Origin of the sequence: Terrabacter sp. Soil811 (genome assembly GCF_001429655.1) — a bacterium.
Taxonomy (GTDB): domain Bacteria; phylum Actinomycetota; class Actinomycetes; order Actinomycetales; family Dermatophilaceae; genus Terrabacter.
On sequence record NZ_LMSX01000010.1, the window covers coordinates 281,920 to 297,748 of the forward strand.

16 protein-coding genes are annotated in these 15,829 nt (G+C 73.4%); 6 read left to right on the forward strand and 10 right to left on the reverse strand.

The window, feature by feature from the left end; genetic code table 11:
• The first annotated feature begins 50 nt into the window (after positions 1–50).
• Positions 51–650: a TetR family transcriptional regulator gene (locus ASH01_RS18630; RefSeq protein ID WP_056779476.1), complete on the forward strand. Its 600-nt coding sequence runs from the start codon at positions 51–53 to the stop codon at positions 648–650.
• A gap of 114 nt (positions 651–764) precedes the next feature.
• Here ASH01_RS18630 and ASH01_RS18635 read toward each other — a convergent pair whose 3' ends face one another.
• The 5 genes from ASH01_RS18635 to ASH01_RS18655 all read right to left on the reverse strand — a co-directional run bounded on the left by ASH01_RS18635 (position 765) and on the right by ASH01_RS18655 (position 5,573).
• Positions 765–1,916, reverse strand: a complete 1,152-nt coding sequence (locus ASH01_RS18635; protein WP_056779766.1) for an SGNH/GDSL hydrolase family protein — start codon at positions 1,914–1,916, stop codon at positions 765–767.
• Between the two features lie 150 nt (positions 1,917–2,066).
• Entirely contained in the window at positions 2,067–2,891 is an 825-nt protein-coding gene (locus tag ASH01_RS18640) for an SDR family oxidoreductase (RefSeq protein WP_056779480.1), read from the reverse strand.
• A gap of 129 nt (positions 2,892–3,020) precedes the next feature.
• A complete protein-coding gene (locus ASH01_RS18645; protein ID WP_056779483.1) occupies positions 3,021–3,929 on the reverse strand; it encodes an alpha/beta fold hydrolase in 909 nt (302 codons plus the stop codon).
• Positions 3,926–5,164, reverse strand: coding sequence for an RNA polymerase sigma factor (locus ASH01_RS18650; RefSeq protein ID WP_056779486.1), 1,239 nt, complete (start codon positions 5,162–5,164; stop codon positions 3,926–3,928). The genes ASH01_RS18645 and ASH01_RS18650 overlap by 4 nt, the downstream gene beginning before the upstream one ends.
• Positions 5,165–5,177: 13 nt before the next feature.
• Entirely contained in the window at positions 5,178–5,573 is a 396-nt protein-coding gene (locus ASH01_RS18655) for a YciI family protein (protein WP_056779489.1), read from the reverse strand.
• 138 nt (positions 5,574–5,711) lie between these two features.
• Here ASH01_RS18655 and ASH01_RS18660 point away from each other — a divergent pair, with 138 nt between their 5' ends.
• Entirely contained in the window at positions 5,712–6,845 is a 1,134-nt protein-coding gene (locus ASH01_RS18660) for a glycoside hydrolase family 76 protein (protein WP_056779492.1), read from the forward strand.
• 81 nt (positions 6,846–6,926) lie between these two features.
• On the forward strand, positions 6,927–8,015 hold the full coding sequence (locus tag ASH01_RS18665; protein WP_056779495.1) for an alpha/beta hydrolase family protein: 1,089 nt from the start codon (positions 6,927–6,929) through the stop codon (positions 8,013–8,015).
• A 22-nt stretch (positions 8,016–8,037) separates the two neighbouring features.
• Here ASH01_RS18665 and ASH01_RS18670 read toward each other — a convergent pair whose 3' ends face one another.
• From ASH01_RS18670 to ASH01_RS18685, 4 genes are all read right to left on the reverse strand, one after another.
• Positions 8,038–8,955 (reverse strand): amidohydrolase family protein, encoded by a 918-nt coding sequence (locus ASH01_RS18670; RefSeq protein ID WP_056779498.1) that lies wholly within the window; start codon positions 8,953–8,955, stop codon positions 8,038–8,040.
• Positions 8,956–9,084: 129 nt separating this feature from the next.
• Positions 9,085–10,419 carry an aminopeptidase C gene (locus ASH01_RS18675; protein WP_056779501.1) on the reverse strand — a complete coding sequence of 445 codons (1,335 nt, stop codon included), beginning with the start codon at positions 10,417–10,419 and terminating at the stop codon, positions 9,085–9,087.
• Between the two features lie 136 nt (positions 10,420–10,555).
• Positions 10,556–11,155 (reverse strand): hypothetical protein, encoded by a 600-nt coding sequence (locus tag ASH01_RS18680; RefSeq protein WP_056779504.1) that lies wholly within the window; start codon positions 11,153–11,155, stop codon positions 10,556–10,558.
• Between the two features lie 19 nt (positions 11,156–11,174).
• Complete coding sequence (locus ASH01_RS18685; RefSeq protein ID WP_056779505.1) at positions 11,175–12,095, reverse strand: NAD(P)/FAD-dependent oxidoreductase; 921 nt, start codon at positions 12,093–12,095, stop codon at positions 11,175–11,177.
• A gap of 81 nt (positions 12,096–12,176) precedes the next feature.
• On the opposite strand from ASH01_RS18685, the gene ASH01_RS18690 reads away from it, so the two are divergent.
• Together ASH01_RS18690 and ASH01_RS18695 are read left to right on the forward strand one after the other, a co-directional pair.
• Positions 12,177–12,614 carry a MerR family transcriptional regulator gene (locus tag ASH01_RS18690; protein ID WP_056779508.1) on the forward strand — a complete coding sequence of 146 codons (438 nt, stop codon included), beginning with the start codon at positions 12,177–12,179 and terminating at the stop codon, positions 12,612–12,614.
• An 88-nt stretch (positions 12,615–12,702) separates the two neighbouring features.
• Positions 12,703–13,701: an NAD-dependent epimerase/dehydratase family protein gene (locus ASH01_RS18695; protein ID WP_056779511.1), complete on the forward strand. Its 999-nt coding sequence runs from the start codon at positions 12,703–12,705 to the stop codon at positions 13,699–13,701.
• A gap of 41 nt (positions 13,702–13,742) precedes the next feature.
• Here ASH01_RS18695 and ASH01_RS18700 read toward each other — a convergent pair whose 3' ends face one another.
• Complete coding sequence (locus tag ASH01_RS18700) at positions 13,743–14,309, reverse strand: CGNR zinc finger domain-containing protein (RefSeq protein ID WP_056779515.1); 567 nt, start codon at positions 14,307–14,309, stop codon at positions 13,743–13,745.
• Positions 14,310–14,377: 68 nt separating this feature from the next.
• Here ASH01_RS18700 and ASH01_RS18705 point away from each other — a divergent pair, with 68 nt between their 5' ends.
• Positions 14,378–15,661, forward strand: a complete 1,284-nt coding sequence (locus tag ASH01_RS18705; protein ID WP_056779518.1) for an MFS transporter — start codon at positions 14,378–14,380, stop codon at positions 15,659–15,661.
• Positions 15,662–15,829 lie beyond the last annotated feature (168 nt).

Sequence of the window (15,829 nt, forward strand, 5' to 3'; positions counted from 1 at the left end):
ACCGAGTGTCAAACGCGGCATGAGATGCCATCCGATGCTAGGATCGGGACATGCCGCCGACGCCGACCACCCTCCGCGACCGGGCGCGCGGGGCCGTGCGTGACGAGGTGTCCAAGCAGGCGTGGCGCCTCTTCGCGGCCCAGGGCTTCGAGCTGACCACCGTCGACCAGATCGCCGCCGCGGCAGGCATGTCGCGCCGCACCTTCTTCCGCTACTTCGAGAGCAAGGAGGACCTCGTCCTCGACCGCCTCCTCGAGTCGGGTGAGTCCGTCGTCGACGCGATGCACGAGCGGCCGGCGGACGAGCCGCCGTGGACGGCGCTGCGCGGCGCCTTCGAGGCCATCGTCAGCGTGATGGAGGCCCATGCCGTCAGCTCCCGGCCGCTCCAGCTCATGCTTCATCGCGAGCCCGTGCTGCGTGGCACCGTCACCGAGCTGCACCGACGCTGGCTCGAGTCGCTGACCCCCCTGGTGGCCGGGCGCATGCCCCGCCGCCGTGGCCACCGAGGTCCCGACGTGCGCGCGGCCGCGATGACGAGCAGCGCCCTCGCCTGCCTCGAGATCGCGCAGACGACGTGGGCCGCCGACCCCTCGGTCCGACTCTCGTCGCTGCTCGACGAGGTCATGGGCGCCGTCTCGCCGCTCGACTGAGCACCGCCCGCACACCACCCGGATCCGCCACGACGTGACCGAGGTATGCCGTCGCGACCGGACACGACGGCATACCTCGTCCCAGCGGGGCCTGGCTCTCTGACCCCGTGGAGCTCAGCCGGTGACGGCGACCCGGAGGGCTCCGGCGGTCGCGTCCCAGCCGGGCTGGGTCGGGTGGACGAACTCGGCGACGTCACGGCCCGGCGTGCCGACGGGCACGAGCCACGCCTTCGAGTTGTCGGCGACGACGTGCGGGTCGAGACCGTGGACGCGGCCGCCCCAGGCCGCCTTGACGGTGTCGACGAAGTGGTACTGCGTCGTGGCGTCCTCCGCGTCGAGCTCGGCGATGCCGCGCGCCTGGAGGTCGTCGCCGAGGCGCTGGAGGTCATTGAGCGCCGTGCCGGCGTCGTAGACCGGCGCGACCTCGGGGATGCCGTAGCTCTCGGTGTTGACGAGGAACGGGTAGCTGAGCAGGTAGACCTGCGCGTGCCCACCGGACCGGGCGACGACGGCACGCAGGGCCGCCTTGGTGCGGTCGACCATCTCGGGCGCCTTGGCCGTCGCCGCGTCCAGCGCCTGCTTGCAGCTCGACGGGTCGCGGACGGTCAGGCAGTTGACGACGATGGTCGAGAAGCCGATGTCGTTGCCGCCGATGGTGACGAAGACGTAGTCGGTGTCGGGCGTGACCGCGTCGATCTGCGGCCGGGCGACGAGCTGGCACGAGACGGTGCCGGTGTAGAGGCCGCCAACGCCGACTCCGGCGACGAAGGTGTAGGTGTAGGAGAAGTCGGGCTGGGTCGGGACGCCGCAGAGTCGCTCGTTCTGCGCCCGGCGCAGCCACTCGGTCTTCTGGTCGGGGTGGCGCGCCGGGTCGATCGAGTACGTCGCACTCTTCGTGGACGGGTCGCCGAGCTCGCGCGGCTCGAGGATGTCGGCGACGACCCCACCGCTGCACGCCACGTCGCTGTAGCTCGCGCCGATCGAGGCCGCGACCTGCGAGCCGTAGTTGTCGGGCGAGCGGTAGCAGCTGCGCTCCTCGTAGCTGCCCGTGCCGTTGCCGGCCGAGTAGGAGTCGCCGAGCTGGACGACGTGCGGCGCGGTCGTCGTGGTGGACGGAGCAACGGCGGACGGAGCAACGGCGGACGGGGAGGCCGCGGCTGACGGAGCGGTGGCCGCGCCGGCCGTGAGTGCTGCGGCCGTGGCGAGCGCCGCGACGAGGGCTGCGGCGGGGCGGGCAGGGCGGCCGGTGGGTGCGGAACGGGGCACGGCGGGACTCCTTCGTCCGGTGTCGGTCTCCGAGGAGAACGACACCGACACGACGGAGGTCACGCGGGCGCCATGGCCGCCACCCCACGCGGAGGAGGTATGACGTCACGGACGTGCGTGACGGCATACCTCCTCGGGTCGTGGCGGGGGTCAGCCCTGCGCGAGCTGGGACACGTCGTCCCACTTCTCCCAGGTCTCGATCCGCGAGGCGTAGTCCGCCTTGGCGATCGAGAGCGGGGCCGCGCCGAAGAAGACGCGCAGCGGCGGCTCGTCGGCGTCGACGACCTCGAGCACGGCCGCCGCGGAGGCCTTGGGGTCGCCGGGGCCGGAGGTGTTGCGGGCTGCGCGCTCGCGGTGGGTGCGTTCGCGGATCTCGTCGTAGGTGGACGACGGCTCGGAGTGCTTGGCCGACGGGCCGGCCCAGTCGGTCGAGAAGCCGCCGGGCTCGATGAGCGTGACCGTGATGCCGAAGGGCGCGACCTCCTGGGCGAGCGACTGGCTCAGACCCTCGAGCGCCCACTTCGACGCGTGGTAGGCGCCGACGATCGGGAACGCGGAGATGCCGCCGATCGAGCTGACCTGGATGATGTGGCCCGATCCCTGCTCGCGCATGATCGGCAGCGCCGCCTGTGTCACCCAGAGCGCACCGAAGAAGTTCGTCTCGAGCTGGTCGCGCACGTCGGCCTCGCTCAGCTCCTCGACGAAGCCGAAGTGGCCGTAGCCGGCGTTGTTGATGACGACGTCGAGCCGGCCGAAGCGACCGTGCGCCTGCTGCACGGCGGCGAAGTCCGCGTCGCGGTCGGTGACGTCGAGGGCGATCGGCAGCAGCCGCTCGCCGTAGGTCTGGACGAGGTCGTCGAGGGTGGAGGTGTCGCGGGCGGTCGCGGCGACGTTGTCGCCTCGCTCGAGTGCGGCGATCGCCCACTCGCGACCGAACCCACGGGACGTTCCGGTGATGAACCACGTTTTCGTCATGCGTTCGACGCTATGACTTCGAGTGCGCTCCAACGCAAGCCGCGCCGTCGCTGCCAGACCCCGGTTCGAGGTGATGCCGACGCCCCGCGTGGACCCCGCGATCACCTCGAACCAGCCGGGGGCCGGCCCTCAGGATCGTCGGGCGGTCCGGGCCAGCCAGGTGAGCGCGTCCTCGGCGGTGCGGAGCACCGAGATGTGGCCGTCGCCGGGCTGGAGCCAGAGGTCGGCGTCGGGCACGGCGCCGGCGAGCCACTGGCCGTGCGAGGCCGGGACGATCCGGTCGGCCCCGCCGTGCACGACGAGCGTGGGGGCCGACACGGCGCCGGGCTCGAAGCCCCAGTCGGAGACGTAGGCCAGGTCGTCGTCGATGAGCGCCGCAGGTCCCGCAGCGAGGGCGGGCCCGACGACGGAGCCGAACCAGCCCCACGGTCCGGCTAACGCCGCCTCGTCGGCCGGCACGAACCCGAAGTCGATCTCACCCTCCGGCCCCTGTGCGGCGGCGGCCTCGTGCGCCTCCTTGGACTCGCGACCAACTGCCGCAGCGCGGAGGGAGGCCTCACCGCCGGGCGCCATGCCGGCGAAGAACGCCAGCCCCGAGGCGCTGAACGGGGCGACCGCGGAGACGCTGACGACGGATCGCACCCGGTCGCCGAGCAGCGCGCCCGACGCGAGGGCGTGCGTGCCGCCGCCCGAGTGCCCCATGACCGCGAAGGACCCCACGCCGAGGTGGTCGGCGACGGCAGCCACGTCCCGGGCGGCCGAGGCGACGTCCCGACCCGGCCGAGGCGTCGACCCGCCGTAGCCGGGCCGGTCGTAGGACACCCAGCGGATGCCGAGCCGGGCCGCGGCCTCGAAGAGGGGCCGTGGCGGTGCGCCGATGTTGGGCGTCCCGTGGTGCCACACGACGACGAGCGGCTCGACGTCGGTGGCTCCGCCGGCCCCGAGGTCGCCGGTGTCGTAGACGTGCAGCACGTGCCCGTCGCCGAGGTCGACGTCGCTCTCGGTGACGGCGCTCGGGGCGGCTGGGGTGTCGCTCACAGGGCTTCGGCCTTTCGTCGGAGGTGGTCCTGCTCGGGGATGCTCGTCGTGAGCCGGGACGCGAGCAGGTAGCTGTCGCGAGCCCCGGCGGCGTCTCCCGACATCTCGAGGAGGTGGGCGCGCACCGCGTGCAGCCGGTGGTGCCGGGCGAGCCGCTTGTCCTGCTCGAGGTCGTCCAGCACGGCGAGCCCGGCGACAGGTCCCTCGACCATGGCGAGCGCGACGGCGCGGTTGAGCGTCACGACCGGCCCGGGCGCGAGCTGCTCGAGCAGCCCGTAGAGGGCCAGCACCTGCTCCCAGTCCGTCTGCGCCGCCGTCGGCGCCTCGTCGTGCACGGCCGCGATCGCCGCCTGCACCTGGTAGGGCCCGAGCCGGGTCCGCGTCAGGGCGTCGGTCACGAGGGCGACGCCCTCCCGGACGTATGCCGTGTCCCACCGAGAGCGGTCCTGCTCGGCGAGCGGCACGAGCTCACCGGCCTCGCTCGTCCGGGCCGGCCGTCGCGCCTCGGTGAGCAGCATGAGGGCGAGCAGCCCGGCGACCTCGCCGTCATCGGGCAGGAGGGCGTGCGCCTGGCGCGTCAGGCGGATCGCCTCTGCCGTCAGGTCGACCCGGTGCAGCGAGTCGCCACTGCTCGCCGTGTGACCCTCGGTGAAGACGAGGTAGAGGACGTGGAGCACCTCCCGCAGCCGCTCGGGCACGTCGTCGGGCGGCGGCATCCGGAACTCGGCCCCCGACTCGCGGATCCGCTGCTTGGCGCGGCTGATCCGCTGCGCCATCGTCGCCTCGGGCACGAGGAACGCATGGGCGATCTGCGCCGTCGTCAGACCGCCGACCGCCCTGAGGGTCAGGGCGATCCGTGACGCTGGAGCCAGCGCGGGGTGGCAGCAGAGGAGGAGCAGCGTCAGGGTGTCGTCGTGGTCGGCCGGCCCGGCGGCATACGCAGGCGGAACGACGAGGTCGCCGACCGGCACGTTGGTCGCATCGGCGAGCTCGCGTCGGATCCGCGCCTCGTCGCTGCGCAGGCCGTCGATGAGGCGACGCGAGCCGACCCGGATGAGCCACGCCTTGGGGTCGTCCGGCACGCCCTCCTCGGGCCACTGCGCTGCCGCGGCGAGCAGCGCCTCCTGGGCGGCCTCCTCGGCACGGTCGAAGTCCCGGTAGCGACGCACGAGCGCCCCGATGACCTGCGGCGTCACGCTGCGCCACAGGTCGTCGGTCACCACGGATCCGCCCACGTCACAAGCCTTCTCAGAGGTCCTCGGCCGACCCACCCATGAGCGGGCGCACCTCGACGACAGCGAACCGGGCGTCGGGGAAGCGTCCCGCGATCTCCTCGGCCCGCTCGGGAGTCGCACAGTCGACGACGAAGTAGCCGGCCATCTGCTCCTTCGACTCTACGAAGGGACCGTCGGTGACGAGGCTCTCGCCGTCGCGCACCCGCACGCTCCGAGCCGTCAGCGGGTCCGCGAGCGCCTGCGCGGTCACGAGCTCACCCGACTCGCTGATCTCGCCCATGAGCTCCTCGAAGTCGCGCAGCATCCCGGCGCGCTCGTCGTCGGTCATGGCCGCGGCCTCGGGCGTGCGCAGGAAGATCGGGTGCCCCCACGTCTGCGGGTTGCTCCAGATCATGAGCAGGTACTTCACGTCGACTCCTTCGTCCTGGCGCCGTCGTGGCGGCCGGTTCACGTCTCGTCAGGGACGTCGGAGCCGTGGCCGCGATCTCGACACCGCCACCGACCCTTCCACAGACCGGTGCGCCGGGGGTCGCGGTAGCGTCGCAGCGTGTCCGCCGCCGCCCCCTCGACCGCTCCCCCGACGCCCCTCGACGAGCGCGCCGCCGAGGCCGAGCGGTCCGTCACGGCGCTCTTCGCCGGGCGGCTCGGGCGTATGCCGTTGACGCACCTCGCGCGCATCGTGCACCCCGCGCCGCCCGGGTCACGGACGTTCGGCGGCCTCCGCGGGGCGTGGCACTACTGGTGGCAGGCGCACTACCTCGACGCGGTCGTCGACGCCGGCCTCCGGTCCCTGCGCACCGGTGACCCGGCAGGCGCGGAGGCCCGTGCCCGGCAGGGTGACCGGCTGCTCTCGACGATCCGGCTGCGCAACCGGGTGCGCTGGGTCAACGACTTCTACGACGACATGGCCTGGCTCGCGCTGGCCTCCGGTCGGCTGCAGGACCTGCACGACGAGATCGGGCGCACCGCGCGTGGCCGACGCCTCCGCGCGGCCGGCAGCCACCTCACGGCGCAGCTGCGGTCGGCGCACACGGACGACCTCGGGGGCGGCCTCTTCTGGAGCCGGGACCGCGACTTCAAGAACAGTCCCGCGACGGGCCCGGCCGCGCTGCACCTCGCCCGTCTCGGCGACACGGACGAGGCCCGCCGGCTCGTCGACTGGCTCTACGCGCGCCTGTGGTCGGTGGAGAGCGGGCTCGTGCTCGACGGCATCCGGCTCCTGGGTGGTGAGGAGGTGCTCGTCCCCGACGTGTGGTCGTACAACCAGGGCACGGTGCTCGGCGCGCTCGTGACGCTCGGGGACGACCAGAGCCTCGCGCGGGCGGCCGCGCTCGTCGCCGCGGTGGACGCGCGGCTGACGACCGAGGTCGGTGGCGCCCGGGTGCTACGGACGCACGGCGGCGGCGACGGCGGCCTCTTCACCGGGATCCTCGTGCGCTACCTCGCGCTCGCCGCGAACGTCCCGGCCCTCGACCCGGAGGCGCGGGAGGCCGCACGGCGGCTCGTCACGGGCACGGCCGACGCGCTCTGGACGGGTCGCGGCAGCCTCCGGGTCGCGGGTCGGCGTGACCCGTCGGTCTTCGCCGTCGAGCCGGGCGGGCCCGCACCGGTGCCACCGTTCGAGCTGTCGCCGCAGCTTCAGGCCTGGACCGTCCTCGAGGCCGCCGCCGCGCTCCGCTGACCCCGTCGGGAAGGTCTCGGATCGGGCACGAAGGCTGGGAGCGGGCTGGGAATCCTGCCTCCCACGGGTGAGACTCGAGACGTGCGCACCCCACGAGCCCTCGCCGCCGGCCTCACCGCCGCGGTGCTGCTCGGCGCCTGCTCGACCATGGGGCCCACCGATGACCGAGGAGGCGGCACGACGGGAGCCGGCCCGACGGCATACGCCAGCGCGTCGAGCGCTCCGTCCCCGGCGCCCTCCACGACGGCACCGGAGCAGACCCCCACACCCGGTCCGACCAGCACGCCGAAGCCCGCGCCCGATCCGGCGTCGATCGCGGCGCTCTTCGCGATGCAGTACGACGGCGGCAACCTCAGGCTCGGGCGCGAGCGCGGCAGCACCGACGCGTACCGGCAGTACTTCGCGACCTACGAGAGCAACGGGCTGACGATCTCGGGGCGCATCAACATCCCGCGCGGCATGGGCCCGTTCCCGGCTGTCGTCCTCGCGCACGGCTACGTCGACCCCGCGGTCTACACGAACGGCGAGACCATGCTCCGCGAGCGCGACCACCTCGCGCGGCAGGGCTACGTCACGCTGCACATCGACTACCGCAACCACGCGCAGTCCGACAAGGACCCGCGCAACGACGCCAACCTCCGGGCGGGCTACGCGGTCGATGCCATCAACGCCGGGCTGGCGCTCAAGAAGGCGCAGGTCGTCGACCCCGACCGCATCGCGCTCATCGGCCGGTCCATGGGCGGCGGGGTCGTCTACACCGCCCTGGTCGTACGCCCGGGGCTCTTCCGCGCTGCCGTGGCCTACGCGCCGGTCAGCTCCGACACCGTCGACAACTTCGACAAGTGGGTGCGGCGCGACGCCTCCCGCTCGGGCGCGGCCCGCGCCGTGATCGGCCGCCTGGGCACGCCCGAGGCACAGCCGGCGGCCTGGGCGGCGACCAGCCCGCGCACCTATTTCGGCCGCATCGCCGAGCCGCTCCTCATCCACCACGGCACCGCCGACGAGGACTGCCCGCTGTCGTGGTCGCGCGAGTCCGTCGCGGCGCTGAAGGCCGAGGGCAAGGACGTCGAGCTGCGCATCTATCCCGGCGGGCGGCACACGCTGACGTCCCCGCAGTGGGACACCTCGATCCGCCGCACCGAGGCCTTCCTCGCCGAGCACCTGGGCTGACGTCCGGTGCGACTTGCCACGGCTACGTGGTGGGCAGACCCAGCAGACGGGCGCCGTTGTGCCAGAGCACGGCACGCATCCAGTCGTCGCCGAGGTCGAGACGGGCGAGCGCGTCGACCTGGTGGGCGTAGGGGTAGGGGATGCTCGGGAAGTCCGAGCCGAGCACGACCCGGTCGCGCAGCCCGCCGAGACGGTCGACGTAGCCGTCCGGGAAGGGCGCGAAACGGTTCGTGAAGTCCGTGCCGCTCATCGTCGTGTCGAGGTGGACGCCGGCGAACTCCTCTGCGAGGTCGGCGAACTCGTGGTACTCCGGCATGCCGAGGTGGGCGACGACGAGGACGAGGTCGGGGTGCCTGCGCAGCACCTCACGCACCGCTCCCGGGCCGGTGTGGGTGCCGCGGATGGGCGCCGAGCCGGCGTGGACGACGACGGGCACGCGGGCGGCCTCGAGCCGCGCCCACGCCGGGTCGAGCCGGTCGTCGTCCGGGGTGAAGTCCCCGACCTGGACGTGGATCTTGAAGAGGCGGGCCCCGTCGTCGAGGGCCGCCGCCACCTGGTCACCCACGCCCGGCTCCGGGTAGAACGTCGCGCAGTGCACGGCGTCGGGCACCTTCCGGGCGAAGTCCGCACACCACTCGTTGAGCCACGTCGTCATGCCGGGCTTGTGCGGGTAGACGAGAGCCGGGATCGCCCGGAGGCCGAGAGCGCGAAGCGTCGCGAGACGCGTCGGCTCGTCGTCGCGGTACGTGATCGGCCACGGCGCGCCGTAGTGGCTCTCGGCCTCGTCGAAGTAGGCCCACACCTTGCGTTGCATGGCGTCGGGCAGGAAGTGCACGTGGACGTCGGCGAGCCCCGGCAACCCGAGGGAGCGGACGTATGCCGGCACGTCGGCGTCCGTCGCCGGGCCCGATGTCGTGCGGGGTGCGTCAGAGGTCGTCATCGTCTGGCAGCGTAGGTCAGGCCGGTCGCCCTCGCCGGGCGGGCGATCACGTGCCCCGCACCACCCGCCGACGCAGAGCGCGCCGCCGCCTGACCGGCAGCGGCGCGCTCGACGCGGAGCGGAAGGGAGTCAGCCGGCGAGGGCGCCCATCGGGTCCCAGGCGGGGAGCACGATCGGGTCGCGGGTCAGCGCCTCCTGCAGCTCGGCGGGCAGCGCGTCGCGGCGCACGGCCACCTCGAAGACGAACTCGGCGAACCACGAGTCGTTCATCGTCATGAAGCCCTTGTCGCCCTTCTCGGTGCCCCAGCTGTTCTCGACGCGCCAGCGACGCGGGACGTCGTCGAGCAGGTCGACGCCGGTGAAGAGCATGGCGTGCGTCATGAGCGACTCGTGGTGCAGCAGCCGGTCGGCCTTGCCGAGACTCGGCTCGGTGCCGTAGATCGCGGCGCGGTCGAAGAGGCCGGCGTCCCAGAGGCCGAGGGTGGCATTGGACATCTGGCCGGTGTCGCAGCCGAACCAGACCGGCTCGCCGCCGACGATCGCCTGGGCCGCAAGGGACTTCATGAGGTCCGGCTCGACGTTGAGGTAGGTGACCGGCGGCGCCCCGACGACGTTGCCGAGGTGCTCGACCGTGAAGGTGTGCCCGTAGGGGCTGCTCGCGCGAGGGTCGTTGACGAGGCACACGTAGTCCTCGAGCGGCACCGTGACGTAGCGCTCGGCGAACTCGAGCGGCGTCATCGTGCCGTCGCGGTGGAAGCCGCCGTCGGTGTCCTTCCACTGCCACACGAACGACTCCGGCGGCGTGCCGAGGTGGATGCAGAGCAGCCGGTGCACCGTCGCGAGCACCTGCTCCTTGGCGTCCTGGAGGTCCTCGGCGCCGGCGCCGTCGGCTGCCTCGGCCCGCAGGTCGCGCGCGGCCTGGCGCAGGATCGTGCTGAGGTCGCGGTTCATCTGACCGGTGTTGCTCGAGCTCTTCGTCTCGGGCATCGCGACCTTGGGCACGAGGCCGTGCTTGACGACGAGCGCGACGAACATGTTCCACTGCCCGCCGTCCTCGGCCGGCGTGGTGAGCAGGTGCGCCACGGTGCGGTCGTCGACGTCGCGGTCGGCCGTCGCGATGACGGACTCGAGCCAGTGGTTGGCCTTCTCGAACTTGTCCCAGAAGAGCAGGTGGTTCTGCGAGAACTCGAAGTCCTTGACCTTGAGCTTCTCGCGGGCACTCGCGCGCAGCAGGTTGGTGCCGGCGAAGAGCCAGCAACGGCCGCTCTTCTCCTGGGAGGTCGCCGTCCAGTCGTCGAGGAGGTTCGAGACCGAGTGGTCGATGCCCGTCACCACCCGGCGGTCGAGCGCGATCTCGTCGACCGACGTCGTCGTGACGGCATTCTGGAGCATTCGTGCGGTGGGGTCGGCCTCGAACGCCTTCGTGAGGCGCTCGACGAGGTCGGGGGCGAGGTCGCGCGGCATGGGCCACTCCTTCGAGCTTCTCGGGATCCCAGCATCGTATGCCGCCCCGCCGGCACCCACCCGGTCCCATCCCACTCGAGTGAGCGCCAGGCCCCACTCGAGTGAGCGCCCCGCCACACCCATCGCGGCAGGTCGGTCACACGCTCTCGGCGACGACCTCGATCGGCACCACGCCGGTGTACGCCTGCGCGGCAGCCCGGACCTCGTCGGCGGTGAGGGAGCCCGGGACGAGCGCCGGGTCGGGCCGGAACTGGACGACCGTCCCCGTCGACGCCTGACCGGGCACGGCCCCCAGCACCCCCTGTGGCAGGCCGTGCTCGAAGCGCTGGCTCCAGCCGCCCTCGGCACGCCGGTTGGTGTGGACGACCCACTCGCTGAGGGCGGCGACGACCGAGATGCCGGCTCGCGGCGACCCGTCGGGCAGCAGCGGTGCGTCGTCGCGGCCGTAGAAGCGCAGGTCCTTCGTCGCCATGATCGGCTTGACGCGCGCGACACCGTCCTCGTCGACGCGGGTCTCGGTGCCGCGGCCGTCGTCGGCCACCGAGACCGAGCCGTCGGCGTGGAGCACGACACGGATCCGGGTCGTGCGTCCCTCGACAGCCTCGTCGACGGGGTAGGCGAGCACCTCGAGGACGAGCCGCACCGGGCCGCCGGCAGCGAACGCACCTGCGTTGGTGCGGATCTCGTCGAGATGGTCGGTGTCGACAGCCCTGCTCCAGTCGTGCGTGGTTCCCACGCCCCCACCCTGTCAGAGGTCAGCGCGCCGTCAAGGCCATGATCGCCGCCGAGGCCGCGAGCTGGCCGGACGCCGCCGCGGCGACGACCGAGGCCATCGGCATCGGGTAGGTGGGCAGGTGCGCCATGTCACCGGCACAGAGCACCCGCTCCCGGCTCGACCGGGCGAACTCGTCGACCCGCACGGCGCCGGACGCGTTGAGCTCGAGTCCCAGCTGCTCGGCGAAGGGCGCCGACTGGCTCAGCTCCGGCTTCACGAAGAGCCCGGCGACCTGCTCGGTCGTCCCGGCGGGCACCGGCTCGCCGTCAGCACCCGCGAGCACCACGCGTACGCCCCCGTCGTGCCGCTCGGCCGAGACGACACGCTCGGTGCGCACGATGGTCCCCACCGGGAGGCCGTCGGGCACGGCGTCTCCGTCGGTGAGCACGACGATCTCGGACGCGATGCGTCCGAGCAGGCCCGACAGGTGCGGGGCGATGGTCGTCCCGAGGATGCCGACGCGCTGACCGCTGAGCTCGTGGCCGTGACAGAAGGGGCAGTGCGCGACGAGGTCGCCCCACATCGCGTCCAGCCCGGGCACGGGCGGGAGGATGTCACGGACGCCGGTGGCGAGGACGAGGGCCCGCGCCGTCACGGCCGTGCCGTCGGCCACGTACAGCCGGAACAGCCCGTCAGCCTCCTCGACCGACTCGACGCGCTGCTCCCGCACGCTCACGGTGTCGTATGCCGTGAGCTGCTTTCGCGCGTCGGCGCGGAAGTCCGCCGGCGGAGTGCCGTCGTGGGCGACGACGTTGTGCATGTGGCTGACCGTGGCGTTGCGATAGGTGCCGTCGTCGAAGAGGACGGCGTCGCGGTGGACGCGACCGAGGGTGAGTGCGGCCTGGAGGCCGGCGGGGCCTCCGCCGATGACGGCGACGTCGGTGTGTGTGCTGGCGGTCATGGTGGCTCCTTGGGTGATTGATCCGGCGAGTGCTGGGCGGCTCTGTGCCTGTTGCGATCCAGCGTGTACCTTCATGTCGACATGAAGGCAAGGGCGCGCGACGCGAGCTGGACCGTCGGAGAGCTGGCGGCACGCTTCGACCTGCCGACGAACGTGCTGCGCCACTGGGAGACGCTCGGGCTGCTCACGCCCGATCGCGACGGGTCCGGCTACCGGCGCTACGGCCGGGGCGACCTCGTCCGTGTCGCGGTCATCCTCCGCAACAAGGCGGCCGGCATGACGCTCGAGCAGATCGGCGTGCTGCTCGACGGCGAGGCGGCCGGACGGCACGAGGTGCTCGAGGCCCACCTGCGCAACCTCGACGAGCGGGCACGGTCGATCGAGCGGTCACGCGAGATGACCGAGCACGCACTGCGGTGCAGGGCGCACGACATCGTCGCGTGCCCGCGCTTCTCGCAGCACGTCGCTGATCTGACCGACGGTCGCGCGGCGACGGCGCGCATCGACGACTGGGCGTAGGCACACGTCCCATCCGGACCCGCGCTGGTCTTACGTCGACAGCGAAGGGGCCTTGGCGCGGCGGCCGGCGCAGGCGAGGATCGTGCCCATGAGACTGCTCGTGCTCGGAGGCACCCACCACGTCGGCCGCGCATTCGTCGAGGCTGCCCTCGCCCGCGGCGACGACGTCACGACGGTGACCCGGGGCCTCACCGGCACCGCCGTCGAGGGCGCCGAGGCGCGCCACGCCGACCGCCTCGACCCCGGCGCGCTGCGCACGGCGCTCGGGGACGACGAGTGGGATGCCGTCGTCGACACGTGGTCGGCCGAGCCCGTCGCCGTGCAGACGTCGGCGCGGCTGCTCCGCGGTCGCGCAGGGCACTACACCTACATCTCGTCGTGCTCGGTCTACACGTGGCCCATCGCCGTGGGATCCGACGAGGGCGCGCCCGTCGTGGAGGGCGACCCGGCCTCGACGGACGCCTCCGACTACGCCGCGGCCAAGCGGGGCGGCGAGCTCGCCGCCCTGGCGGAGTTCGGCGGTGACGTGGCCATCGCCCGGGCGGGCCTGATCCTCGGGCCCTACGAGATGGTCGGCCGGATGCCATTCTGGCTCAAGCGGATCGCGGCGGGCGGGCGCGTGCCCGCGCCGGGACCCCACGAGCGGCCGCTGCAGTACGTCGACTGCCGGGACATCGCGGACTGGGTGCTCGGGTCACGGCCGGTCGGCACCTTCAACATGGTGAGCGAGCCGGGTCACACGACGATCGGGGCGCTGCTCGACGAGGTGCGCACCGTGACGGGGAGTGACGCCGAGCTCGTCTGGCTCGACCCCGCTGCCGTCGAGGCGGCCGGGGTGCAGCCGTGGACCGAGCTGCCGATCTGGGTCCCGCCGACGGGCGAGCTCGCGGGCCTGCACGCACTCGACACCTCTGCCGCCCGGGCGGCGGGGCTGCACTGCCGGCCGATGCCCGAGACGGTCGCCGACACGTGGGCCTGGCTGCTGCGCGAGGGCCTGCCGGAGCGGCCGACGAACCGCGGTGGTGGCCCGATGGACGCCGACGCCGAGGCCCGCCTCTGGGCCGCCCACGACGCCGCCGCCACCTGAGAGCCCCACCCCCCCGTCGCGTGGGTCCGGGGATCGTGGGGTCAGCGGGTGCGGGCGCGGTGAGCGGCGGCCTTGACGCGACTCTGGCACCGGGCAGAGCAGTAACGGCGTGTGCCGTTCTTCGACCCGTCGACGTAGACGCGGTCGCAGACGGGCGCGTCGCACACGCCGAGCCGTCCGCCGAGGTCGCTGCCGATGGCCACGGCCAGGCCCGAGGCGATCCCGGCCTGCCAGCCCCGGACGTAGCCGTCGTCGGGGCCGTGGAAGTGCAGCTGGTGCCGGCCTTCCTCGTCGGGGTCGAGCCGCGGCCGCGCGGCCGTCGATGCCAGCAGGTCGTTGACGACGGCGGCCGCCGCCGCGAGGTCGTCACGGTCCGCGGCCTCGAAGACGACACGCGCCTGCGGCACGACCTCGAGCAGCCCCCGCGCGTTCACGGCCGTCGGCCGCGAGCGCCGGTCGGGCGAGGACGTCGCGTCGGCCACGCCGCGGACGAGGTCCGCCCCCACCGGGGGGTCGTAGGCCGCCCCGTGCGCCTCTCCGGGGCTCGCAAGGTTGACGAGGGCCACCGTCGCGTCGAGCAGTCGCTCGACATGACTGTCGAAACGCATTTGACCAGTCACCATTCCCTTCGTAGCCTCGTGACCACCAAAGTCTAGTTCGACAGTCAGGAGCCGCCGTGGACCGACCACCGCGCACGACGTCCCTGCCGCCCCGGCTGCGGGTGCTCATCGCAGCCCGCTGCGTCAACCGACTCGGCGGCTACTCGATGGCCTTCCTCGGCGTGCTCCTCGTCCGCGAGCTCGGTGCGGGACCTGCCGAGACGGCCCTCGCGCTCACCTGCTTCGGGGTCGCGACGATCCCCTCGCGCATCCTCGGTGGTCACCTCACCGACGCGTGGGGCCACCGGCCGACGATGCTCCTCGGCCTCGTCGCCTGCGCCGCGGCACAGCTCGTCATCGCCGGCGCGCCGACCCTCGCCTGGGCCCTCGTCGGCGCGGTCCTGCTCGGGCTCGCCTACGAGATCGTCGAGCCGCCGACGCAGGCCCTCGTCTCGGACCTCGTGCCCGAGCAGTCCCGGGCCTTCGCCTACTCCGCGCTCAACGCCTCGCTCGCCGTCGCCGGCATCCTCGCCGGTCTCGTCGCCGCAGCGGTGTCGGGTCTCGGGCTGCGCTGGCTCTTCGTCGTCGACGCCGCCACCTGCCTCGCCTGCGCGGCGCTCGTGGCCCACCGGATCCCCAGCCCGGCCACGCCCGCGACGGGCCGCCCCCTCGACGAGGACGGCCGGGGAGCGGGCACCCACCCCCGCCCCCACCCCCCTCGCGCGACCGACCGGCAACCGACCGCACCCCGCTCGACCCCGGCCCGCGCGCGCTGGGTCGCTGCCCTGACGGACCGCCGCCTGCGCCCCGTCGTCGCCTTCGGGACGGTCGCGGCGACGGTGACGATGGTCGTCGTCTTCGGGGTGCCGCTCCTCGTCGAGCAGCGGGGCCTGTCGCCGGCCGTGACGGGCTGGGTCCTCGCCGCGGGAGCGGCGGCCAGCGTCCCGGGCGCCTGGCTCGCGGCTGCACTCCGTCACCGGACCGACGACGCGGGGGTCCTCCTCGTCGGCGAGGTGGTCGCGTCGGCGGGGCTCGCGACGATCGCCCTCGCCGGCCAGCCGGTGACCCTCGCCGCCGGTCTCGTCGCCTTCGACGTCGGCGGGCTGCTCGTCATCGCGACGACGATGGCCCGCGCCGGCACCCTCGCTCCCGACGGCGCCCGCGGCACCTACCTCGCCGTGCTGGGACTGACGTGGGGTCTCGCCACGTCCGTCGCGCCGGCGATCCTCACGACGCTCGGGACGGCATACGGCCCCGGGGCACCTTTCGGCGCAGCAGCGGCCCTACTGCTCGGGACAGCCGTCGTCCGCGCCGCGCTACGGGCACCGCGGGTTGCCGGTCACCTCTCGGCCGGTCACTGACCCGGCGAGCCCCCGGACTTGGCGCGGCGGCATACCTCATCAGTGGCAACCCGGCCTGCGGGGCTGGTCGACGCGGCCGGGGTCCGCAGCGCCGGAGGTCGCGTCCGCGTGTCAGGGATGCGGGCCCATCGGGCATGGGGGGAGGGCGACGTCAGACGACGCGCCCCG